The 23,374-nt window shown below is 39.6% G+C and carries 20 protein-coding genes, 1 tRNA gene and 1 pseudogene; 19 read left to right on the top strand and 3 right to left on the bottom strand.

Features of this window, described 5'->3' with window-relative positions:
- Positions 1 to 51 precede the first annotated feature (51 nt).
- Entirely contained in the window at positions 52 to 2,130 is a 2,079-nt protein-coding gene (locus F0161_RS09515) for a DNA topoisomerase (protein WP_150204682.1), read from the top strand.
- A 44-nt stretch (positions 2,131 to 2,174) separates the two neighbouring features.
- Here the strand turns inward: F0161_RS09515 and F0161_RS09510 are convergent, their stop codons facing one another.
- A complete protein-coding gene (locus F0161_RS09510; RefSeq protein ID WP_137601393.1) occupies positions 2,175 to 3,116 on the bottom strand; it encodes a 3-hydroxyacyl-CoA dehydrogenase family protein in 942 nt (313 codons plus the stop codon).
- Positions 3,117 to 3,509: 393 nt separating this feature from the next.
- Here F0161_RS09510 and F0161_RS09505 point away from each other — a divergent pair, with 393 nt between their 5' ends.
- Positions 3,510 to 4,151 carry a hypothetical protein gene (locus F0161_RS09505; RefSeq protein WP_150204418.1) on the top strand — a complete coding sequence of 214 codons (642 nt, stop codon included), beginning with the start codon at positions 3,510 to 3,512 and terminating at the stop codon, positions 4,149 to 4,151.
- Here F0161_RS09505 and F0161_RS09500 read toward each other — a convergent pair.
- A pseudogene (locus F0161_RS09500) lies at positions 4,148 to 4,576 on the bottom strand (IS30 family transposase); the annotation flags it as partial. The gene F0161_RS09505 and the pseudogene F0161_RS09500 sit on opposite strands and share 4 nt — an antisense overlap.
- A gap of 10 nt (positions 4,577 to 4,586) precedes the next feature.
- Entirely contained in the window at positions 4,587 to 5,687 is a 1,101-nt protein-coding gene (locus F0161_RS09495; protein ID WP_225423115.1) for an acyltransferase, read from the bottom strand.
- A 349-nt stretch (positions 5,688 to 6,036) separates the two neighbouring features.
- On the opposite strand from F0161_RS09495, the gene F0161_RS09490 reads away from it, so the two are divergent.
- From F0161_RS09490 to accA, 17 genes are all read left to right on the top strand, one after another.
- A complete protein-coding gene (locus tag F0161_RS09490; protein ID WP_150204416.1) occupies positions 6,037 to 7,521 on the top strand; it encodes a hypothetical protein in 1,485 nt (494 codons plus the stop codon).
- 94 nt (positions 7,522 to 7,615) lie between these two features.
- On the top strand, positions 7,616 to 8,239 hold the full coding sequence (locus F0161_RS09485) for a GyrI-like domain-containing protein (RefSeq protein WP_150204415.1): 624 nt from the start codon (positions 7,616 to 7,618) through the stop codon (positions 8,237 to 8,239).
- 53 nt (positions 8,240 to 8,292) lie between these two features.
- Complete coding sequence (gene proC, locus F0161_RS09480; protein WP_170175900.1) at positions 8,293 to 9,087, top strand: pyrroline-5-carboxylate reductase; 795 nt, start codon at positions 8,293 to 8,295, stop codon at positions 9,085 to 9,087.
- 21 nt (positions 9,088 to 9,108) lie between these two features.
- A complete protein-coding gene (gene nagA / locus F0161_RS09475) occupies positions 9,109 to 10,242 on the top strand; it encodes an N-acetylglucosamine-6-phosphate deacetylase (protein ID WP_150204414.1) in 1,134 nt (377 codons plus the stop codon).
- 51 nt (positions 10,243 to 10,293) lie between these two features.
- Positions 10,294 to 10,995, top strand: a complete 702-nt coding sequence (locus F0161_RS09470; protein ID WP_137601385.1) for a GntR family transcriptional regulator — start codon at positions 10,294 to 10,296, stop codon at positions 10,993 to 10,995.
- A gap of 524 nt (positions 10,996 to 11,519) precedes the next feature.
- Positions 11,520 to 12,974 (top strand): ABC transporter permease, encoded by a 1,455-nt coding sequence (locus F0161_RS09465; protein WP_150204413.1) that lies wholly within the window; start codon positions 11,520 to 11,522, stop codon positions 12,972 to 12,974.
- A 14-nt stretch (positions 12,975 to 12,988) separates the two neighbouring features.
- Positions 12,989 to 13,645 carry an ABC transporter ATP-binding protein gene (locus F0161_RS09460; protein WP_150204412.1) on the top strand — a complete coding sequence of 219 codons (657 nt, stop codon included), beginning with the start codon at positions 12,989 to 12,991 and terminating at the stop codon, positions 13,643 to 13,645.
- A gap of 152 nt (positions 13,646 to 13,797) precedes the next feature.
- Positions 13,798 to 15,264: a nicotinate phosphoribosyltransferase gene (locus F0161_RS09455; RefSeq protein WP_150204411.1), complete on the top strand. Its 1,467-nt coding sequence runs from the start codon at positions 13,798 to 13,800 to the stop codon at positions 15,262 to 15,264.
- A 12-nt stretch (positions 15,265 to 15,276) separates the two neighbouring features.
- Positions 15,277 to 16,101 carry an ammonia-dependent NAD(+) synthetase gene (gene nadE, locus F0161_RS09450; RefSeq protein WP_137601381.1) on the top strand — a complete coding sequence of 275 codons (825 nt, stop codon included), beginning with the start codon at positions 15,277 to 15,279 and terminating at the stop codon, positions 16,099 to 16,101.
- A 121-nt stretch (positions 16,102 to 16,222) separates the two neighbouring features.
- Positions 16,223 to 18,397 (top strand): Tex family protein, encoded by a 2,175-nt coding sequence (locus F0161_RS09445; protein WP_150204410.1) that lies wholly within the window; start codon positions 16,223 to 16,225, stop codon positions 18,395 to 18,397.
- A 3-nt stretch (positions 18,398 to 18,400) separates the two neighbouring features.
- Positions 18,401 to 18,841, top strand: a complete 441-nt coding sequence (locus F0161_RS09440) for a SprT family protein (RefSeq protein ID WP_150204409.1) — start codon at positions 18,401 to 18,403, stop codon at positions 18,839 to 18,841.
- Positions 18,842 to 18,895: 54 nt separating this feature from the next.
- Positions 18,896 to 18,981: transfer RNA gene (locus F0161_RS09435), tRNA-Leu, on the top strand.
- 132 nt (positions 18,982 to 19,113) lie between these two features.
- Complete coding sequence (locus F0161_RS09430; RefSeq protein ID WP_150204681.1) at positions 19,114 to 20,085, top strand: beta-ketoacyl-ACP synthase III; 972 nt, start codon at positions 19,114 to 19,116, stop codon at positions 20,083 to 20,085.
- Between the two features lie 5 nt (positions 20,086 to 20,090).
- Entirely contained in the window at positions 20,091 to 20,456 is a 366-nt protein-coding gene (locus F0161_RS09425) for an acetyl-CoA carboxylase biotin carboxyl carrier protein (protein ID WP_150204408.1), read from the top strand.
- 4 nt (positions 20,457 to 20,460) lie between these two features.
- Positions 20,461 to 21,798 carry an ATP-binding protein gene (locus F0161_RS09420; protein WP_150204407.1) on the top strand — a complete coding sequence of 446 codons (1,338 nt, stop codon included), beginning with the start codon at positions 20,461 to 20,463 and terminating at the stop codon, positions 21,796 to 21,798.
- On the top strand, positions 21,779 to 22,567 hold the full coding sequence (locus tag F0161_RS09415; protein WP_137601376.1) for an acetyl-CoA carboxylase carboxyltransferase subunit beta: 789 nt from the start codon (positions 21,779 to 21,781) through the stop codon (positions 22,565 to 22,567). The genes F0161_RS09420 and F0161_RS09415 overlap by 20 nt, the downstream gene beginning before the upstream one ends.
- Before the next feature lie 2 nt (positions 22,568 to 22,569).
- Positions 22,570 to 23,325, top strand: coding sequence for a carboxyltransferase subunit alpha (gene accA / locus F0161_RS09410; protein WP_150204406.1), 756 nt, complete (start codon positions 22,570 to 22,572; stop codon positions 23,323 to 23,325).
- Positions 23,326 to 23,374 lie beyond the last annotated feature (49 nt).

Raw genomic sequence — 23,374 nt, 5'->3', positions numbered from 1 at the left:
AAATGAAGTAAATTGGTACAATATGTTAAGAAAATAAAGGAAGGTATGTCGATATTGGATATGTTAATTTTGGCCGAAAAGGCTAGTGCAGCAAAGCATATGGCCAAGGCATTTGGTGGTACGAGTGGCACAGTGGCAGGTAAAACGTACAAAATTGTACATGCCCATGGTCACTTAATGGAGTTTAAAGATCCTGAAAAAATGGTGAAGACAGATGCCGAAAAGGAGCGCTACAGTTCTTGGTCGGATATGAAAACAATGCCATGGAATCAGGCCGATTTTTCGTGGGCCAAAACTTACGCAAAGTCATATAATTCATATACGAAAAAATCAAAATCGACGCGAGATGACGTAAATGCAATCAAGAGTGAAGCCGCCAATGCGGATGCTATTTTAATTGCGACGGATAATGATCCTTCTGGTGAAGGGGATTTACTGGGCTGGGAGATTGTCAATGCAATCAAATGGAACAAGCCGGTTTATCGGATTCGATTTGCTGATGAAACACCCAAGTCATTGAATCAAGCAATGCACAGTATGGTCGAAATCACGGACCAATTTAAACAAGGCGAATACCTTAAGTCAGATGCACGGAGCAAATGGGATTTTCTTTCGATGCAGCTGACCAGAATTTCAACGTACGCGGCGCGACAAGCGGGCTATCGAGTGAAGGTAATTAATCAAGGTCGCTTGAAGTCAGTGATTGTCTTAAAAATTTGGCAACAGCAACAATTGATTGATCAATACGTGAAGACCCCGTACTATGAAGCAAAGTTTAAAGATCCAGCTGGTCATATTTTTGCCCGTTCCTTAAAGGATGACGAACAAAAACAAGCTGCCCGATTTGCAGCTGAAAAAGACGGTCAAGCGGAAGTTGATAAATATACTAAAAGCCCAGTTACTAATATCAAACGCCAACACAAGACTCAAGCTCCCGGTGCTTTGATAGATTTGGCGAAGTTAGGTTCCATTCTGGCAAAACAAGGGTTTAATTCTAAGGAAGTACTGGCGACCTATCAAAAAATGTATGAAGCAGAAATTGTATCGTACCCCCGAACCGAAGACAAGAAAATCACTCAGGAACAATTTAATGAACTCTTGTCGGTAGTCGATGCGATTGCCCAAGTAGTTGGAGCTAATCAACAGCTCTTAACTCATCGAAGCTTGCGGAGTAAGCATCGCGCCACAGAGGCAGCCCATGGGGCGAACCGACCTGGAGTTAAAGTTCCTAGTTCGTTAGAATCATTGTCTAAGTACGGTCCGAGTGCGCAGGCGATTTATCGGACATTGGCACTTAATTATTTAGCCATTTTAGGCGAAGACTATCAGTTTGATCGCGTCACTGCAGAATTGAAGTTATATCCTGATTTTAAAACCGGATTTAATGTACCCGTGCAACTGAATTACAAAGCTATTTTTGATGATAATGATTCTGATGACGATTCCAATTCAGTCAGTGATGTCGTAGGTCCAGAAGCAGAACCATTTGTTTATCAAGGAGCTAATCCTAAGCCAACTAGACCGAGCGCAGATTGGATTGGCAAATTTCTTGAAAAACACAATATCGGCACTGGTGCTACTCGATTGGGCGTGCAAGCTCAACTGACAAGCGGTAAAAATGCATTCATCAAAGATCAAAAAGGTTTTTATACACTGACCCAACCGGGAACCATTGCCGCCGTGTTAGTGCGCGATAGCTGGATTGGATCTCCTAATATCACCAAACAACTATTTGATCATATGGATGAAGTTGGCAAACTCAATGAATCACCGGCGATTGTAGTAAATTCGGCGACTAGAGTGATTGAACATGATTTACCAATTATTTTAAAAAACAGTCGGGAACTAACACAATTTGTCGGGAAACAAGTCAAAGCAACCAAGAAATATGCGGCCAAACCAAAGACAAAGGGTCAATTGACGAACGGCAAAGCAGTCGAGTTTAGTTCGACTTGGGGCGGTCATAAATTTACTGAAGGTGAAATTCAGCAGTTATTGGCCGGCCAGGTAATTTCATTTGCGGCTAAAAGTAAAGCTGGCAAGGCTTATACGGCTAGTGGAATGTTGAAGGAACAAACATATAAGGGCAAAAAGTTTTGGGGATTTAAAGCTGATTTTGGCAAAAAATAAAACACAGAAGTTGTTGGCATTTACCAGCAGTTTCTGTGTTTTATTTAGTCTTTATCTTGTTTGAGTAATTCCATTAAAGCTTGATCTCGTTGCGCGACAATTTTTTGGCCATCTTCACCGTGCCAGTCAAAGAATCCATGGCCAGTTTTTAAACCTAAATTGTTATCTTTAACTTTTTGATTAAGAACTGGATCAACGCCAGTATCATTAGCCAAGTCGTCGTATAGATAGGTACTAACGCCACGGAAGATATCGAGGCCACCTAGATCGGCACTTGCGATGGGTCCAACCAAGCTCCAGCGTCGGCCTAAACTGTATTTGATAATGTCATCAACTGCGGCGGGAGTAGCAATCCCTTCGTCGACAATATGCAGCGCTTCGCGAATCACCGCCAGTTGGATTCGATTCCCGACAAAGCCCAGTGATTCTTTTTGTAGTGGCACGCCATGCTTACCAATCTTTTTGATTAATTGTTCGGTCAAATCCATGGTGGCTTGATTAGTTTTTTCGCCAGGAACAATTTCAACTAATGGCATTAATTGAGCCGGATTCCAAAAATGAGCGACGACGAAACGTTCTGGATGTTTTAACACAGATTGAATAGCTGTTGGACTCAGACCAGAAGTATTGGTGGCTAAAATAGTATCGTCGGAGACAAATTCCTCCACATGTTGCCAGACATTTTGTTTAATTTTCAAGTCTTCAATCACAGATTCGATGACAAAATCAGCTCTCGGGAACGCTATTTCATAATCTGTCGTAATGCTGATGCGCTGTGTAATATCTTCTAACGTTTCAGTAATCAGTCCAGCTTTTTGGAAAGTAGCAATGTCGTGGTTGATGGCATCCATTCCCTTTTCAAGTGCATCGTGACTGGAATCTAAAATGGTGACGTGATACCCATGCATGGCAAATTGTAGTGCAGTCGCATGTCCCATTGTGCCAGCCCCAATGTTCGCAATATTTTTAATTTGATTGACGTCCATAACGTTTCCTCCAAATGGTTAAATTTGTTATACGTTTACAACATGATTATAGCGGTAATAAGACGAATATTAAAATAATTAGTTACATATTTAATCTATAACAATTTATTGAAGATATTATAAAATAATTGGATAAATACAATAATAAAAAGGTAAAGCTACTTGTGGAACAAAAAAATGAGTTGCTTTTAAAACTGTTTTTGAATGTTACGCCTATTTATCATTTTATTGTTTTAGGTGAGTAACAATGTGAGAAATTTAACACAATGGCCTATGGTATCGTGTGGTATCGAATTGGTTCAATTGATTACAATGGGTTGAAACAGTCCGAATCATAAGCTTTAGGAATATTTGGAGTCGGGTATAGGGTTGGAAAAATTTGGAGGAATTAATATGAAGAGTAGAAAGTTAAGAAACACTGTGCTATTTTCAGGGGTTGTCTTAGGAGCGCTGGCGTTGGGAGTTGTGACTGATACTAATAACACAACTGTCTTTGCAGACGTGACCACATCAGTCACCAGTGCAGTTCCAGAAAACCAAACAACTAAAACAACTGGAATTAATGATACAGTAGATGCATCGACTGCGACAGACAAGGATTATGATCCTATTAACGTGGGAAATGCTGCCAAAATAAATCCATCACAGGCGATGGATGAAAATGGACAATATACTGGTGTAATTGAACCAAGAATTTCTGACAGAGAAAATTTAGATCAAATGGTCACCGTCATTGATGCTGCCTCACTATTAAATGGTGATACTGCACACTACGTTGAAAAACAAGCAGACGGTAGTTTCCAAGTTAATTCGGTTACTCTAAAGGGTGGACAAGAACCAGCCGAAGTTAAATCCTTTAATGTTGATGTATCGTCTGTTGTATCTGGCGACGTAGTTAGTTTGGACGCCACATTAGATAACGGTGTCAAGCTTCAAATTGGGTCGTCAACACTTCAAGATCCAGCCAAGTATCCTAATCTGGTTAGTGGAAAAACATTCCACGTCTATTTTATTAGACCCGGAATGTCAATTTAAATTAGAAATCGGCTATCTGTAATATGCTTCATGAATACTTCTAAAGGTGTTTGGTAATTAAGTGACTTGCGTGGAATGTTATTACGGTGTGTCATAATTTGCTGGATTAATTCATCAGGTAGTGAACGAAAATCCATACCCTTCTTTAGCCCATCACGTCGAATAATACCATTATTGTTTTCGTTTAACCCCCGCTGATTGGGAGCACCAACTTCTGCAAAGTAGGTACTAATATCATACTTATTAGCGATCTCACGCCATTCGGCAAACTCTTTACCATTATCAAATGTGATGGACTTGAAGAGGTGCCGTGGTATTTTGGCAAGCCATTGATCAAGGTGAGTGTTAACACATTCGGCAGTACGATGATGAATGTTAAGAATGATTTCAACTTTGGAGAGTCGTTCAACCAAAGTCATGACTGCGCGATTTGTGTTACATTCGCGCTTTATTTTGTTGATGCAGAGTCGAGAGCCCGACGACATAACTAGTGATTTTAAAATGACCAAGGAGCGCGTTAATTCCCCAGGCACAACCCCAAACAAAAAGATAGCCAATCGGGAGTAGCAGTAAAATACCCCAAGAGGGTAATGAAACTAAACTTAATAAGCCATAAAGCCCCATTAATGGAATCGTCTGGGTTAGGTACATGCCAAATGAATATCGTGAACTGAGTTTAATCAAATGATTTAAGTGGCTGCTTTTTTTGGCAAGTAAGTGGTGGCCCAGGAGCCAAGTAACGCACACAGTGAGGATGCCATAAATGAGTAAATAGGGTTGGTGAATTAATTCGGTTCTACCTAGGGATAAATGCAGGATTTGGCGGTTGTAGAAAAACAAACCAAAGGTACCAATAGCTAAAATGTCGGTGGCACTCCACAGTAACCGTTGATATTTTAACCAAAGATTGGTCAGCTGTTGGTAGTGAGTGGCGGTATAGGCGCCAAAAATAAAATAAAATTGATACGTAAATACATTCATTCCGTATGAGCGGAAGAAAAATGGCCAACTGCTACGATCAACACCAGGAAAAAGATATTTGATACCCAACGATAAAATTAATTGGGCAAGAAAACTGATGCCCAGGACTAATCCTTGGCGGTCAAGCCAATGCCACCATTTTAAAAAGAATGGAAACAAAAGATAAAATTGAATGATGACAAATAAAAAGTACATATAGAATTTATTTCCATGAATTAAAGCGGGCCAGAGATGATTCAAATAACGATGCCAAGTAAAGGAACGAGCTTGATAAATAACGGTAGGAAGCATCAAAGTGAGATTCCAAAATAAGTAGGGGATGCCAACACGGCGGGCGCGTTTATACCAAAAATTAAGCATAAAATCGCTGCTGTTTTGGTATTGGTAGACGAGGACTAAGCCGCTGATAAACATGAAGTCAAAGCGCGTGAAATGTAGTGAGAGATGAGACGACTCTAAAAATAATCGACTGAATGATCCGTGACTCATACTGTGGATGAAAGCGGTGGTGACGTGGTTCATTAAGACACCAGAGATGAAAAGTAGTCGCATCAAATCAACCTCGTGTAGATAAGGTTATGGCTTGTTATCTGTCATTAAAAAATGCCTCCGCTGTTTAGTCTTTATAAATGCTACCAACTAAATATGAATATTGTGAGGCTAAACTGCCAAATTTAGCGATGTAATTTTTGCTTTTTTAAAAGATAAATAAACTAATTTAATCGACAAAAGCGACCAATATGATGAAAAAATAACAACTTTAATTAGAGCTGGTTAAATTGATTTTGACAAATATATTATAAAAACAAGTTGAGTAGGCTTGAATGACGGGATATTTAAGGTATAATAACAAACAAATAGATAAATATCATGAAACTTACTATAATATAATATTTTTGGGGGAGTGTTAGAAGTTATGGTTAAGGACGCTGTTTTTCGCGATACTGAGCTAATTAAAATTCAAATATTGAATATCTTAGTTAATTTGCCAAACCATTCAATATTGGACAAAGATATTATCAAACAAACTGGGGTGTCTCAGTTTAGATTGCAGAATCTAATTGAAGAATTAGACACAGAAATTAATCAACATATCGTTGATCCAGATGTGTCATTTAAGTATGAAAATAATTATTTAACTACGCAAAATTTAACTTGTTCGCATATTAAAATTATTCGTTTGGAATATATCGTTAATTCAAACTCATTTAAAATCATGAGATATAATCAGTTTGAAAATAACAGATACAAGCTACACGATTTCTTAGAAGATAACGGGATTGGTCAGCCTAACTATTATCATTTAAGAAAAGAATTGGAACCGTTACTTGAACGCAAAACGGTTTTCGCTATGGTACCGACTTACATTGATAATTTTGAATATGTGAAACGTCGCAAATTAGCTAGTCTCTTTTACTCATACTACACTGATGTCCGGGATCCATTTCCTGAGGTTTCAGAAACAGTCACAGAGTTTATTAATCTGATTGCCAGCAAAATGCCGTTTGATTTGTCACACGCGAATACCGCGAAATTAAGAATCTGTATTTCAGTGCAATTGATGCGGATTAAGAATAAAAACTTCTTAAAGAACTACTCAGTGCCAATGACGCTGAAGACTGAAGAATTGGCGAATGAATTTTCATTGATTTACAAGCAGTTTGCTCAAGATGATGACGTTGACGCATTGACTGAGGCAGTCTTTTTACTAAGTATCTGTTATAGCCAAATCGTCGTTAAAGATCCAGCTAAGTATGGCCAATTTGTTGAATTTGATAGCTATATTCAAAAAAAGAATCATTCTTTATATACTTTTCTTGATAAGTTGCTGGAAATTAATGCATCCGATCACGGATTTAGTCCAGCTGAAATTGATCAAAAAATTGGGTATATTTTGCGGCTCAACGAATGGTTATTGATTTTTGACTTGGGCTTTATCAATGGTGTTCCTGATAGCGTTTATCAAAGTCTAGTGGCCAAGTATCCACAACGTTCATTGGTGTCGGATCAGTATGTAGATAAATTAATTACGACTTTTGACTTAGATTTAGAAGAACAATCTTTGAATTATTTAAAATATAATTATTTAATTGGGTTTATGGAAATTATTCCCGATGATTCGGTTGATAAGAACGTTAATATTGCCTTGGATTATGCCAATAGTTTTGCGTATGCTGATTACGTCAAAATGTTGTTACGCCGTTATCCTTCGATTCACATCGATGACTGCTTGTCTGATCACACAGACATCTACATGACTGACGTTTATTCTGATTTTGTCAAAATTCCACAAGTTGTTTGGCCAAATTTGCCTGACAAAAAAGAATTAATTGCGTTTGAAAAAATCGTGCAAAATACACAATTTAATAAAATTAAGCTAGCTGACTAATTCATCCAACTATCCTACAGTTTGTAGGGTAGTTTTTTGTTTGAAATAACCGCAGATAATCGTTATCTTTAAGATAGTAAATGGAAGAATTCATATGACAAAAATTGAATGGAAGAAAACGGAACCCTGGTACTCAACACGGAAAAAGGCAAGAATTCTAACCTTGCCAGATCAACATTATTTTTTAATTGATGGCCTGGGTGATCCTAACCAAGCCGACTTTGCCCAGCGCGTACAAACCCTTTATCCGTTATCATATGCGATTCGAATGAGCTATCGCAATGATTGGGAGATTGATGGGTATCAAGAATATACGGTCTATCCATTACAAGGACATTGGTCAATTCAAGAGCAGTATCTTAATCAGACGCCGATGAAAAAAGATTATTTTAAATACACGATTGGCATTAAACAGCCTGAGTTTGTGACTGCGGCAGTAGCAGAAAAAGCTAAACAACGAGCAGCTGAGAAAGTTGATGCGGCGTTACTTAAACAGGTGAGGTTCGAAACAATTAAAGGTAAACAGGTCAGCCAAATTTTGCATGTTGGTCCATTTGATGAAGAACCAGTCAGTTTTGCTAAACTCGAAGACTATTTAAAGACTGAAGGATACCAACGGGTTTCGCATGAACACGATGAAATTTATTTGTCTGATCCAAGAAAAACGGCCCCTGAAAAGATGAAAACTATCTTGCAAGTTGAAATTAAATTGGTATAGACCTCTAAATCGTGGTACAATGACACTAGTCAAATTGAAAGGATGATATTTACATGAAGGTTGGATTTATTGGCGCCGGTGAAATGGCGAAAGCAATTATCAACGGCTTGTTAAAAGCGAACCATGTTTCTGGTTCAGATATCTATCTCCATAGTGCACATGCTAACAATTACGAACCATTTGCTCAGGCAAAAGGCTTAGTGGCTGCTAGTACAAATAAAGAAGTTGTACAAAATTCAGATTATGTAGTGCTGGCAGTGACACCGGATCGTGCAGCTGACGTACTTCGAGAAGTCAATGATGTACTGACAGACAAAGTTTTGATTTCGATTGTTGGAGGGATGAGTATCCAACGGTTAGAAGAATTGACAGGTTATAACACACCTATTTTACGTGCATTACCAAATGTAAATGTCGAAATAACAGCAGGGATGACTGCAATCCATGCGAATGAACAACTCAATGAAGCTCAAACGAAACAAGCAGTTGGGCTATTTGAAGCAATTGGGTCTGTCAGTGAACAGCCAGAAGATAAATTTAGTATTTTTAGTGCGATGGCTGGAAGTGGACCTGCTTACGTGGCCTATTTCATTGATGCAATGAGTCGTGCTGGGGTGAAATACGGCTTGAGCAAACAAACGGCCACTGAAATTGCCGCATCTGTTGTTCAAGGTTCTGCACAGTTAGTGACAGAATCAGGCGAAACACCAATGGATGTTGTTGACGCCGTTTCTTCACCAGGTGGAAGTACAGTTCGCGGGTTACTAGCGATGGAAGAAGCCGGCTTTATGACTTCAATTATTAAATGTATCGACGCTACAATTGGTCAGGACAAAAAAGTAGATTAAAAATTAGGAGTGTAATCAAGCATGAGTATCGTATTAAAACATGCACAAATTTATACAGGGTTAGAATTAATTCGTGACGGCTTTATTCGCTTTGATAAGCAAATTGAAGCAGTCGGTCCAATGAGTGAATTTCGGGCGCAAGCAGGTGATCAAGTCGAATTTGTAAGCGGTAAAAAAATTATCCCTGGATTTATTGATGTGCATACACATGGTGGCTATGGTCTGGACACGATGGATGGAAATGCTGACGAAATTAATACAATGGTTAACAAAATGATACACGAAGGGATTACCACCATTTTCCCAACAACAATGACTCAATCAGATCAAGCTATTGATCATGCTATGAAGGGGGTTGCTGAAGCAGCCAAAGTTAACCCTGTGATTAAGGGAACTCATTTGGAAGGCCCATTTATTGCGGCAATTTATAAGGGTGCCCAACCCGAAAAATACATCAAAGATCCTGATCCAAAACTATTGGACCACTGGAATGAACTATCTAATCATTTAGTTCGTTTAATTACGTACGCACCTGAAGATAAGGGTGCACGTGTCTTTGAAGATTATTGTTTGGAACACGGCATTGTCCCATCAGCCGGCCACAGTAATGCAACCCGTGAACAAATGTTAGCTAGTCGTGCAACTCACGTGACTCATTTGTATAACGCACAACGTGAATTTAAGCATCGTGAACCAGGTGTAACTGGACATGCCATGCTTGAAGATGATATGTATTGTGAATTAATTTGTGATGGTTTCCATATTGTCCCTGATATGTTGCGTTTGGCCTTTGAACAAAAGGGTGCCGATAAAATTGAATTGGTTACAGATTCAATGCGTGCTAAAGGAATGCCTGAGGGCGAAAGTGAATTAGGTGGCCAAAAAGTTATCGTTAAGGATAAGCAAGCGCGTTTGGAATCAGGCAATTTAGCTGGCTCCGTCTTGACGTTTAATGATGCCTTTAAGAATGCTATTTCATTCATGAACTGTACCATTGAAGATGCAGTCAAGATGTCATCTGTCAACCAAGCAACCGAATTTGGCTTGGATGATAAAGGAACCCTAGAAGTTGGCAAAGATGCTGACTTGAATATCATGAACAGTACCTTAGATGTTGAACGTGTGTATAGTTATGGACGTCACTTTGACAATTAATTAAAATTGGTATAGACTTTCGATATTCTTAAATAGCGGAGGAACTGACATATGGCCTCACCGGTATACATTCAAATTCATAATCAAATCAAAGCAGAGATTGAGGACGGCAAGTGGGCAGTTGGTGCTAAAATACCTGCTGAACGTGAACTTTCACTTCAATTTGATGTGAGCAGAATGACGCTACGACAGGCCATCCAAACATTGGTTGACGAAGGAATTCTTGAACGACGAGTTGGTTCTGGAACCTATGTTTCCAATCAAAAGGTTCAAGAAAAAATGTCTGGAGTGACCAGTTTTACCGATTTAATGAAGGCTGCTGGTAAAGTAGCCTCTAGTAAGACGATTTCTTACCATATGACGATGCCATCTCAAAGTGAAATTGATCAATTGAAGTTGAAAAATGGTCAAAAGGTGTTACGAATGGAACGAATTCGTTATGGTAGTGGCGTCCCAATTTGTTTTGAAATTGCGACGATTCCATCTGACTTAATTTCTGGGCTGACTAAAGAAGAAATCACGACCTCCCTTTATAGTTCATTAGAAAATAAGGCAAAGCTTTTCCCTGGGAAAGCGATGCAAACCGTGTCAGCGATGGCAGCATCCGAAAAAATCGCCGAACATCTGGAAGTAAAACGCGGGGATGCTTTGCTTCGTGTCCGCCAATTATCATATCTTCAAGATGGGCGTCCCTTTGAATATGTTCATACCCAATACGTTGGAGATCGGTTTGAATTCGTGTTGGAAAGATAGCCCAGAGTGTGAACCTAATTGTTCAATTCTGGAGCATTTGCAAAGTAAAACAATTAGCCGGGTCTATCGGTTAGTTGTTTTATGAGCTAAGCGAGAGAATTAATTAGGTGAGCACGATTATGTTATGGGTGGCATTGATGACTAGGCGGAAATTGCAGACTTATTGAACGTAATTTGGCTATCGGGTATTTGCTTTACGAGCTAAGCGAGAGAATTAATTAGGTAAGCATGATTATGTTATGGGTGGCATTGATGACTAGGCGGAAATTGCAGACTTATTGAACGTAATTTAGCTATCGGGTATTTGCTTTACGAGCTAAGCGAGAGAATTAATTTGTTGAGCACGATTATCTATCTACTAAACATCGAAATATGTAATGAAATGACGAGAGTGGTTCGGCTAAATTTGGCTGACCGCTTTTTTCTTGCGATAAAATCCATGAAACGAGCTAACTAAATTCATAAATAAGTCATTTTTATTCAGTAAAGTGTTCTTATGAATTAATTATCAGGAGGAAACAAGTATGAATTTTGTTAAACGAGCTTGGCTTAGTTTAGTCGCTAAGAAAGGTAGAACAGTATTGTTAGCAGTTATCACTTCTGCCATTATGCTTTTCGTTTTAGCAGGGTTACTAATTAATAATGCAGCCGATTCGGCAATTAAAAATGCCAAAGCTAATGTGGGGGCGACCTTAACGTTGTCTGCCAATCGTGAGGCAGCATTTAGTAAATCTCAAGCTAGTAGTTCCTCGACGACGAAAAAGACAGTTAAAATGTCTTCAGTTAAGTTGAGTGATGCTGCTAAGATTGCTAAATTAAACCATGTTGCGAGTTATAATGTTTCGGCAACGGCTTCCGTTAACGCGTCAAGTTTTGATGCAATTACGACGACAAGTAGTTCTAACCAGCAAGGTGGTTCAGATTCGTCTAGTAGTGGTGATATTTCAATTAGTGGGTTAACGAATACTGCCTCATCAACTTCGTTTACTGATGGAACCAATAAAATCACTAAGGGACGCGGAATCACTGCCTCAGATAAGAATACTAACAATGTGGCCATTGAGTCCGAATTAGCCAAACAAGAAAACATTAGTGTTGGTGACACCATTACCGTCAAGTCGGCTTCTGGTAGCAAGTCTTACAAACTAAAGGTTGTTGGAATTTATAAGTCTAGTTCAAGTTCATCGACTCAAATGGGCCCCGGCGCCAGTGATCCTGGCAATACAATTTATGGATCATACACGCTAGCTAACACAATTAAGGGGACTAAGTACGCTAATACTGCAGATTCAGTTACCTTTACAATTTCGGAACCATCAAAGATTAGTAGTGTGAAAACCGCTGGTAACAAAATCATCAACAATTCCAAATACACTTTGGCAACAAATGATGCTAGTTATCAAACTGTTAAATCAGCCATGAGCAGTGTTAAGTCATTTTCAAATAAAATCGTCTGGCTTGTGTCAATTGCCGGGACCATTATCTTAGCTTTGATTGTAATCTTGATGGTTCGAGAACGTCGCCATGAAATTGGCATCTTACTGTCGATGGGTGAACAACGATGGAAAATTATTGGTCAACTATTTACTGAAATGGTCATCATTTTAGTCGTTGGGTTAGCTGTTGCTGGAATCGGTGGTAAGATCGTTGGTGACAAGCTTGGTTCACAATTAGTTTCATCACAAGCAGCAACCTCGGCCGGTACAATTTCAGCTCCAGGTGATAAGAACGTGCAAATGAGTGGTAAGCCAAGTGGTGGCGGTGGCGGCAGTATGGCCGGTGGTTCCAAGCCAAGTGGTGGTATGTCTGGTGGGGCAACCGCTGGGACTTCGACAAGCGACACTGACATTGATGTAAACTTATCAGTGGTTGAGATGGTTGAACTGGGAGGCTTTGGTCTCGCAATTATGTTCCTATCGGTCTTACTCGCTTCCGGCGGAATACTCCGATTACAGCCCAAGAAAGTGTCAATTGATTAAATGGAGGTATTTATATGTTAGCGACGAAAGACTTAGGATACTGGTACGACAATCCAGATAATATTTTATTTGAAGAAGTCAATTTAGAATTTGACACTGGTAAGTTATATGCGATTGTTGGACAAAGTGGTTCAGGTAAAACAACTTTTCTATCACTGTTGGCTGGTCTTGATACGCCTAAAATGGGTTCGATAGAATTCAATGGCAGTGATTTGAAACGCATCGGTTTAAACAATTACCGCAAAAAAGACGTGTCAGTAATTTTTCAATCATATAATCTCTTTACTTACATGTCACCACTCAATAATTTAATGACGGCCATGGCTGTAACCAACGCTGAACATAAGGGTGATAAAGAATATGCCCGAGATATGTTGCGTCAATTAGGACTATCTGAATTACAAATGGATAAAAATATGCAACACTTATCCGGTGGACAACAACAACGGGTGGCAATTGCCAGGACATTAGTGTTAGATGCCCAAGTGATTGTTGCTGATGAGCCCACTGGGAATTTGGATGAAGACAATACCGCAGAAGTAATTGAACTCTTCCAAAGAATCGCGCATGAACGTGATAAGTGTGTCATCATCGTGACCCATGAAACCGCGGTGGCGGCGGCATGTGATGTCTCCTATCGACTATCGCACCACGTGTTTACGAAAGAATAATTTAAGATAACTATTATGAGCGAAGCCGAATAATGAGGCTTCGTTTTTTGTTCAATCGTAATTAATATTGTTATTTCATCAATGATGGCCAAACGTGGTAAAATGATAGCGTTATGTATTTACAGTAATAAAATTACGGAGGGTACCTAATCATGAGTTACCAATTTCCAGATGACAGTTGCACATTACATACGGACGCATACGAACTCAGTATGATGCAAACGTATTGGAAAAAAGGAATCGGTCAGCGCCGAGCTGTTTTTGAAGCGTATTTCCGCGACATGCCGTTTAAGAATGGTTATGCAGTTTTTGCAGGCCTACAAAGAGTTGTGGAATATATCGAACAGTTAACCTTTTCAAAGAGTGATATCGAATATTTAAGAACAACGAACCAATTTGATGATGACTTTTTGGATTATTTAAAAGATTTTAAATTTGAAGGCTCAATTAACAGTGCCGTTGAAGGCGAACTTGTCTTTAACAATGAACCGATTATTCAAGTTGATGCACCATTGATGGTGGGTCAATTAATTGAAACAGCAATCTTGAATATTATTAATTATCAAACCTTGATTGCGACCAAAGCAGCCCGAATTAAATCAGTCGTGGGGACTGATCCAGTTCTGGAGTTTGGTTCTCGTCGTGCACAAGAAATGGATGCAGCCATCTGGGGGACCAGAGCGGCTTATATTGGTGGCTTTGATGCGACTAGTAACGTTCGTGCTGGGAAGCTATTTAATATTCCAATTAGTGGAACTCATGCCCATGCACTAGTGCAAGCTTATATGAACGATTATGATGCTTTCATGGCATACGCCGAAACCCATCGTGATTGTGTCTTTTTGGTGGACACATTTGATACGTTAAAGAGTGGGGTGCCAAACGCAATTCGAGTAGCGAAGGAAATGGGAGACAAGATTAATTTCCAAGGAGTTCGCATTGATAGTGGTGATATGGCCTACATTTCAAAACGTGTGCGTGAAATGTTGGATGAAGCTGGTTTTCCTGATGCAAAAGTTTATGCTTCCAACGATTTAGATGAAAAGACAATTTTGAACTTGAAAATGCAACACGCAAAGATTGATGTTTGGGGCGTGGGTACTAAGTTGATTACTGCTTTTGATCAACCAGCTTTGGGTGCCGTTTATAAGTTAGTGTCATTTGAAAATGATGATGGCAAAATGATTGATACCATCAAAATTTCTAGTAATGCTTCGAAGGTTTCAACTCCAGGTAAGAAACAGGTTTGGCGAATTACTGACACCGGGGATGGCAAATCAGAAGGTGATTACATCACGTTATTTGATGAAGATCCACAAGCTCAAGATTCAATTTATATGTTTAGCCCAGATTACACGTATATCAACAAGACGGTTGATAATTTTGAAGCTCGCGCTGTGTTGCAGCCAATTTATGAGAATGGCAAATTAACCTATGACTTACCTTCTTTGGAAGATATTAAGAAGGGATCGCAAGCACGCTTAAACTTATTATGGGATGAATATAAACGTGATTTGAATCCACAAATTTATCCTGTTGACTTGTCGCAAAACTGTTTTGATAATAAAATGGAGATTATTAACGAAGTTCGTGATTATGTAAATAAGTTGAATTTTTAATGAGGTGAGAGAATGAGTCCAAAACAAACTGAAATCATCAATGCGTTACAAGTACAACCAACGATTGATGTTCAAGAAGAGATTAGAAATAGTATTGATTTTTTGAAACAATATTTATTGAAGACTGGGCTAAAAGGATTAGTCCTCGGAATTTCAGGTGGACAAGATTCTTCACTAGCAGGTAAGTTATCACAATTGGCCATGGAAGAATTACGTAAAGAGACGGGCAACAGTGATTATCAATTTATTGCGGTTCGTTTGCCATATGGAAGTCAAGCCGATGAATCGGATGCAATGGCTTCAATTGAGTATATTCAACCCGACAAAACTGTTCGAGTAAATATTAAAGAAGCAGTAGATGCAACTGTCGCTGCGGTAGAAGAAAACAACATTACTGTGTCTGATTTTAATCGTGGTAACATTAAGGCCCGCCAACGAATGATTGCTCAATATTCGGTTGCTGGCGGATTTAATGCAGCGGTGGTTGGAACTGATCATGCTGCCGAAGCGGTCACCGGATTTTATACTAAGTTTGGGGATGGCGGAGCAGATGTGACGCCACTCTGGCGTTTAAACAAACGTCAAGGGAAAGCATTGCTTAAAGCTCTTGATGCACCTGAACATTTATACGTTAAAGTACCGACAGCAGATCTTGAAGATGATCGACCCGCTTTACCTGATGAAGTCGCATTAGGGGTAAAGTATGACGATATCGATGACTATTTGGAAGGCCGTGAAGTACCAGCCAAATCAGCTGCAACCATTGAAAATTGGTATAATAAAACCCAACACAAACGCCACCTTCCAATCACTGTTAAAGATGAATGGTGGAAATAAGTAAAAGCGAAGCCAACTGGTCAGCTACAGAGCATTCGTGATAGAAAAATAAATACCTCGATTTCATATTGAAGTCGAGGTATTGTTATGAATAGATTCAATAAAGGGGAATACAAACTTAATGGAAGAACAAACTGTTCAACTAGTTAAAAATAATTTGCAGGGAATTAGCGGCAAGCAAGTCAACACGGTCTTAAAACTCATGGATGAGGGCAATACTGTGCCGTTTATTGCACGTTATCGAAAAGAAATGACTGGTAGTTTGGATGAAGTCCAAATTCAAGACATTGAAACTGAATATAAGCGCGTAACAACTCTTCAAGACCGAAAGACGGCGGTTGTTAAAAGTATTGCTGAACAAGGTAAGCTAACTGAAACGTTAGAAAAGAAGATTCAATCTGCGGAAAAAATTCAAGATGTGGAAGATTTATATTTGCCATACAAGCAGAAAAGACAGACTAAAGCGATGGTCGCAAAAGAAAGAGGCTTAGAGCCATTAGCTAACTGGATCTTGTCGTTCCCAACTGACAGTTTAACCACCAAAGCCGAGCAATTTGTTGATGCTGAGAAAAAATTGCCTGATGTCCAAGCTGTACTTGATGGATCACATGAAATTTTAGCCGAAGCATTTAGTGAAATTGCGGTTGTTCGTAACTGGATTCGTAACCAAACTATGACCAATGGGACAGTCGAAACGACGGTTAAAACGAAGGGTAAAGAGCTTGACGAATTAGGAGTTTATCAACAATATTATCAATTCGAAGAACCCATCAAACGCATGTCGTCGACCAGAACGATGGCCATCAATCGCGGTGAAAAAGAAAAAATATTAACCGTCAAAGTTAAGGTTGAAACTGAACCAATAATGACCTTCTTTAGATTTAGATTGATTGGCAAACATGCAGATAGTGAAGCAACACAGTTTATTGAAGTAGCCTATCAAGATGCGTATAAACGCTTTATTGGTCCAGCAATTGAACGTGAAATTCGAAATAGTTTAACAGACGATGCCCAAGAACAATCGATTAAAGTGTTCGGTCAAAATCTGTACAACTTATTGATGCAGGCGCCAATTAAAGGCAAGGTTGTGTTAGGATTTGATCCGGCTTATCGTACTGGATGTAAGTTGGCGGTCATCGATGAAAATGGTAAGTTTTTAGAAAAAGCTGTTATTTATCCACATAAGCCAGCGCCCGAAGCAAAACGACAAGCCGCTCAACAAGAATTTATTGATTTGTTAACGAAATATCATGTTGAAATGATTGCCATTGGTAATGGAACTGCAAGTCGTGAATCAGAACTATTTGTGGCGGAAGCAATTACGAAAATCAAACAACCCATTTATTATGTAATCGTCAATGAAGCGGGTGCGTCAGTTTATTCAGCTAGTCAAGAAGCACGGGATGAATTTCCCGACTTGCACGTTGAACAACGTAGTGCCATCAGCATCGGACGGCGGTTACAAGATCCATTAGCCGAATTAGTCAAAATTAATCCAGAGTCGGTGGGTGTGGGTCAGTATCAACATGATCTACCAGCGAAAGATTTAGATAGTGAGTTGGATGTGGTTGTTGAACGGGCAGTCAACCGTGTCGGTGTTAATCTGAATACGGCCAGTTATCAATTATTGACGCATATTTCTGGCTTGTCGAAAACGATAGCTGAAAATATTGTCAAATATCGTGATGAAAATGGGCGTTATAATAGTCGAACAGAATTGAAAAAAGTTCCACGTTTAGGACCTAAAGCATTTGAACAATCAGTTGGCTTTTTGAGAATCATTGGTGGCAAAACGCCATTAGATAATACCGATATTCATCCAGAAAGTTATGCCACGGCCAAAAAAGTATTAATCGCAGCCGGTGTGGATGCTAAAGAGTTAGGTACTGATTCAGCAGCTGACAAACTCAAACAAATTAATGCCAAACAATTACCAACTGACGAGTCAGTCGGAATGGAAACTTTGAATGATATTTTAAATAGTTTGCAAAATCCAGGCCGTGATTTACGTGATAACATGCCAGCACCGTTATTACGTAAGGATGTTTTAACTATGGAAGATTTGAGCGAAGGCATGAAGCTGGAAGGTACGGTGCGAAACGTAGTTGATTTTGGTGCTTTTGTCGATATTGGTGTGAAGCATGATGGTCTGGTGCACGTTTCTAAGCTAACTAAAAAGTTTGTGTCTGATCCTAAGCAAGTTGTCTCCGTTGGCGATATTGTGGAAGTATGGATTGATTCAGTGGACTTGAATCGACAAAGAATTCAGTTGACGATGATTGATCCGAAAGAGTAAAAAATGACGAATTTAGAATTACAAAATTTAACACAAAAATTGTCGACTGAAAAATTTAATCGACCATTTATCCATGATGTCTATTTTAACCAACGGCTGCGGACTACTGGTGGCCGCTATCATTTGAACGATCATCATATTGATATTAATCCGAAAATGATTGATCAATTTGATATGGATAACTTGGTGGGTGTGATTTTACACGAACTGTGTCACTATCATCTACATTTAACAGGTAAGGATTATCATCATGGTAGTCATGACTTTAAAGCATTGTTGCAGCAAGTTGGTGGAAGTCGTTATGCGCCAATTCCTGCGACTGAACAAGCAAAGATGGTGCGCTATCAATGCCAATCATGCTGGAATGTTGTAGTGAGGCGCAGAAAATTAAATGTGAAGCGCTATGTTTGTGCTAGATGTGGTGGCCGATTGAAGTTAATTTAATCAATTTGAGTATTGTCATCTGCAAAAATATTTGCTATGATAGTATTCGTTGATGCGGCGGTGGCGGAACTGGCAGACGCGCAAGATTAAGGATCTTGTGGACAATTATGTCCGTGGAGGTTCAAGTCCTCTTCGCCGCATATTATACGATTGAAAGAGTTTGGTGTGAGCCGAACTCTTTTTGTTTGTTTAAAGGTTTATGTAGATAAGTAGCATTTTCAATGTCGCTACGATAAAATGTAGTGGTTCGCAAATTGAAAGTAGGGATTATGATGGAAACTTTTGCTAAAATTACTGCAACCGCGGGCTATGTGCCAGACCGGATTGTAGCCAATGAAGAACTTGCCGAATTGATGGATACATCAGATGATTGGATTGTGGCCCATACCGGAATTCACACGCGTCACTATGCAATGAATCAGGAAAACACGTCAGATTTATCGGTGCAAGTTGGACAAAAGTTAATTGAACAAGCTGGTATTGACGCTGAAGAGATTGATTTAATTATCATTTCCACGATTACGCCAGATTCATTAACTCCATCAACTGCTGCAATTGTGCAAGGAAAGCTACATGCCAAAAATGCGATGGCCTTTGACCTCAGCGCAGCCTGTGCGGGGTTTGTTTATGCCATGAGCGTAGCGGATAAAATGATGCGTAGTGGATTATATCGCCACGCAATCGTGATTAGCGCTGAAGTTAATTCCAAAATGATGGATTTTACAGACAGAACATCCACGGTTTTCTTCGGGGATGGAGCTGGTGGTGCGCTATTGAGCCAAACCGATGATGCCGCACAAGAATTTTTAATTGATGAAAAAATTGAAACTGATGGAACTGGGGCCACCACTATCCATAGCGGTCGAGTTAACCCAATTACTCACATTAGCGCTGATAATTTTCCGGTGACTGATGCTTTTTATCAAGATGGTCGTTCGGTATTTGAATTCGCCACCCAAACGGTGCCAGTTCAAATGCGGGAATTGTTATCAAAAAATCATTTAAGCGGGAATGATTTAGAGGCCGTAATTTGTCATCAAGCTAATCTAAGAATTATTGAAAAAATAAGTGACACACTCGGAGTCGATATGGGCAAGTTTCCGCACACGGTTGAACGGTTTGGTAATACATCGTCAGCCGGAATTCCGTTGACTTTGTCTACACTCGAACACGCAGACAAACCTGTATTGTTAACAGGATTTGGTGCAGGCTTGGCTTATGGTAGTATACTCATTAGGATGTAATTGATATGAATGCAAAACAAATTAATACTTTAATTTCACAATTAAAAAAAATAGATTTCACACATGCTCGAATTAAAATTGATGATTTCGAACTGGAAATTGATCGAGATGGTTCCGAACAAATCGTTGATTCCGATACGGAAGTCATTACTAGCCCAATGATTGGCATCTTTCATCAAAATGAGCAGCCAATCAAGGTTGGTGACGTGGTAGACAAGACTGCCGTCTTAGGTCAAATCGAGAGCATGAAACTCTATAATGAGTTAGTTGCTGGGGTAGAAGGTCAAATAACGAAGGTCTTAGTTGCTGATGGAGCAGCAGTTGAATTCGGCCAAAACTTATTTGAGATTGAATTAAACGAGGATATTTAGGGTCATGTTTAAAAAAGTTTTAATTGCTAATCGTGGAGAAATTGCCTGTCGATTGATTCGGGCTTGCCAACAATTAAATATAAAAACAGTTGCAGTTTATTCGACTGTTGATAAAGATGCGACATTTGTCCAAATGGCAGATGAAGCTTTTTGTATTGGGTCATCTGCAGCCACGGCGTCTTATTTGAATCGTGAAGCAGTTTTAATGGCTGGGGTGATTGCGAATGTTGATGCAATTCATCCGGGCTATGGCTTTTTAGCAGAAGATGGAATGTTTGTGCAAATGTGTGAACAGTGCGGGATTCAATGGTTAGGACCTCGGTCTGAAATTATTGCCTTGATGGGTGATAAAGCGTCTGCTCGTAAATTTGCAGCGAGTCGAGGAGTTGCTATTATTCCAGGGACACAAGTCATCGACGATACAGAAAAAATTACCGTAGCAGCGACAAAACTTGGTTTTCCTTTGTTAATCAAAGCCAGTCGTGGTGGTGGCGGTAAAGGAATCAAAAAAGTTACACGCCTAGAAGAATTGGACAATATGGTTCAGTTAGCCAAAGGTGAATCACAATCTGCGTTCGCGAATGGTGAAATTTATTTGGAAAAAGTTTTAACCCAAGCGCGCCATATTGAAATTCAAATTATTGGTGATCAAAAGGGGCATATTCAAATTTTAGGTGACCGTGATTGCACGTTGCAAATCGGTCGCCAAAAGGTGATTGAAGAAAGTACGGCGACTTTTATTACTGGCGCTCAACGGCGAGAACTCGGTCAAGCAGTTCATCAATTGCTTGATGGGGTCGGTTATCAAGGGCTAGGCACGGTTGAATTTTTGTTTTGTGAAGACCGCTTTTATTTCTTAGAAATGAACACCCGATTACAAGTTGAACACGGTGTGACTGAAGCAACTTCTGGATTAGATGTGGTTTTATTACAGCTACAACTGGCTTCAGGCCAAGGCAAAATTGCCAGTGAAAATACGCCAACCCATAGTGGAGTGGCAATTGAAGCTCGGATTTCCATGAATCTGAATTCAAAAGAAGCACGTTTGGACACGTTTGAGGTGCCAGCCGATGTCCGAGTTGATACTGGCTACCAAACTGGTGACAAGATTACGCCATATTATGATGCGTTATTAGCAAAACTCATTGTGCACGGTGAGACTAGAATGGCTGCCATTCAAAAAATGCAACAAGCTTTGTCAGAAGTAAGAATCAGTGGTATTGATACCAATCTAGAGTTGTTACAGCAAATTATGGATAACACGAAGTATCAGCAAAACTCATTTACAATCGAAACGTTAGATGCGGGGATGGTGAAACAATATGAGTCACTTACCAGCTAATGGAACGTGGAGTAAATGTCCATTTTGCAATGCTCATGTGAACCAACTAGAGTGGGGCTTTTATAAGCAATGTCCACATTGTCATCGTTATCTACGGCTCACGGCGCAACAACGAATTAATCAAGTGGTTGATGCGAATTCATTTAGTCAAATTGACACGAATGTTGAATCGACAAACCACTTGAATGTGCCAGAATACACCCAAAAACTAGCTAAAGCACATCAGCAAAGTGGATTAGATGAAGCAATGGTGATTGGTCAAGCCAAAATCAAGGCACAGCCAACATTAATCGGGGTAATGGACACTCATTTTATGATGGGAACGCTGAATACTGCTGTGGGCATGATTATTAAGCAATTGTATTTAGAAGGTGCACAACGACGATTACCCATCGTCATTTTCATTGCCTCTGGTGGAGCGCGAATGCAAGAAGGCATCTATTCATTACTTCAAATGAACACGATTCTCAATGCGAAGCGAGCTTTTGACCAACAAGACTTGTTTTCGATGAATGTTTTAACGGACCCAACCATGGGTGGCGTTTCGGCTAGCTTTGCATTTGAAGGTGATATTGTGATTGCCGAAAAATATACCCAAATTGGATTTGCGGGTCGTCGCGTGATTGAAACTATTTCTAACGAACAGTTACCAGTTGATTTTCAAGATGCTGATCATTTAAAGCAACATGGCTTGTTAGATGACGTGATTGAACGAGCTGCTATTGCTGACTATGTCGGGAAAATGTTGAAATTGCACCAAGGAGAATAAACATGCTAGATAAACAGCTTCAAATTATCAGAAGTAGTCATCGAATCTCTAGTGCTGACTTATTAAGCCAAATTGTGACGGATTTTACCGAAATTCATGGAGATCGAGTTTTGGGGGATGATCCTGCCCTAACGGCCGGAATTGCTCTATTTGAAGGCATGCCGGTGACGGTACTCGCAGTTAATCGTGGTCATAGTATGCAAGAACGCCAACGATTTAATGGTGGACAAGTACGAGTCAGTGGCTATCGTAAAGCTTTAAGAATGATAGTGGCGGCAGAAAAGTTCCACCGTCCAGTGATTTCACTGATTGATATGCCTGGCGCTGATGCTAGTGTTGACTCTGAAGATCACGGGCAGAGCCAAGCCATTGCAGATTTAATGAGTAAAATGGGTGCATTGACCGTTCCGAATATTGCTGTCTTTCTTGGTGAAGGTCATAGTGGTGGGGCACTAGCTTTATCGAATGCCAACCGGATTTTAATGCTTGAATCGGCCTTATTTTCCGTGGCCTCTCCAGAAGCAGTTGCAGCTATTATTACTACCGACGATGACGTCAGTGAATATCTTCCAATGACAGCCAGTCAGTTGTTAAAAATTGGAGTAAATGATGAAACTATATTGGAAAATCAGAATTTAGTCATCAATTTAAAATCGGCATTGAAAAAACATGTGTCTTCATTAACATCATTATCAGCAGAAGAATTAATTACAGATCGCAGTAATAAATTTAACCAAGTGTTGAACACCTGGAAGTAAGAATGGAAGCCCTACCAGGTGGTACGGCTTTTTTATTTTGCAATTTAAT

The organism is Paucilactobacillus nenjiangensis (genome assembly GCF_008632615.1).
GTDB classification, from domain to species: domain Bacteria; phylum Bacillota; class Bacilli; order Lactobacillales; family Lactobacillaceae; genus Paucilactobacillus; species Paucilactobacillus nenjiangensis.
The sequence above is the reverse complement of the archived record's forward strand: the minus strand, read 5'-3'. Positions and strand labels throughout refer to the sequence as shown.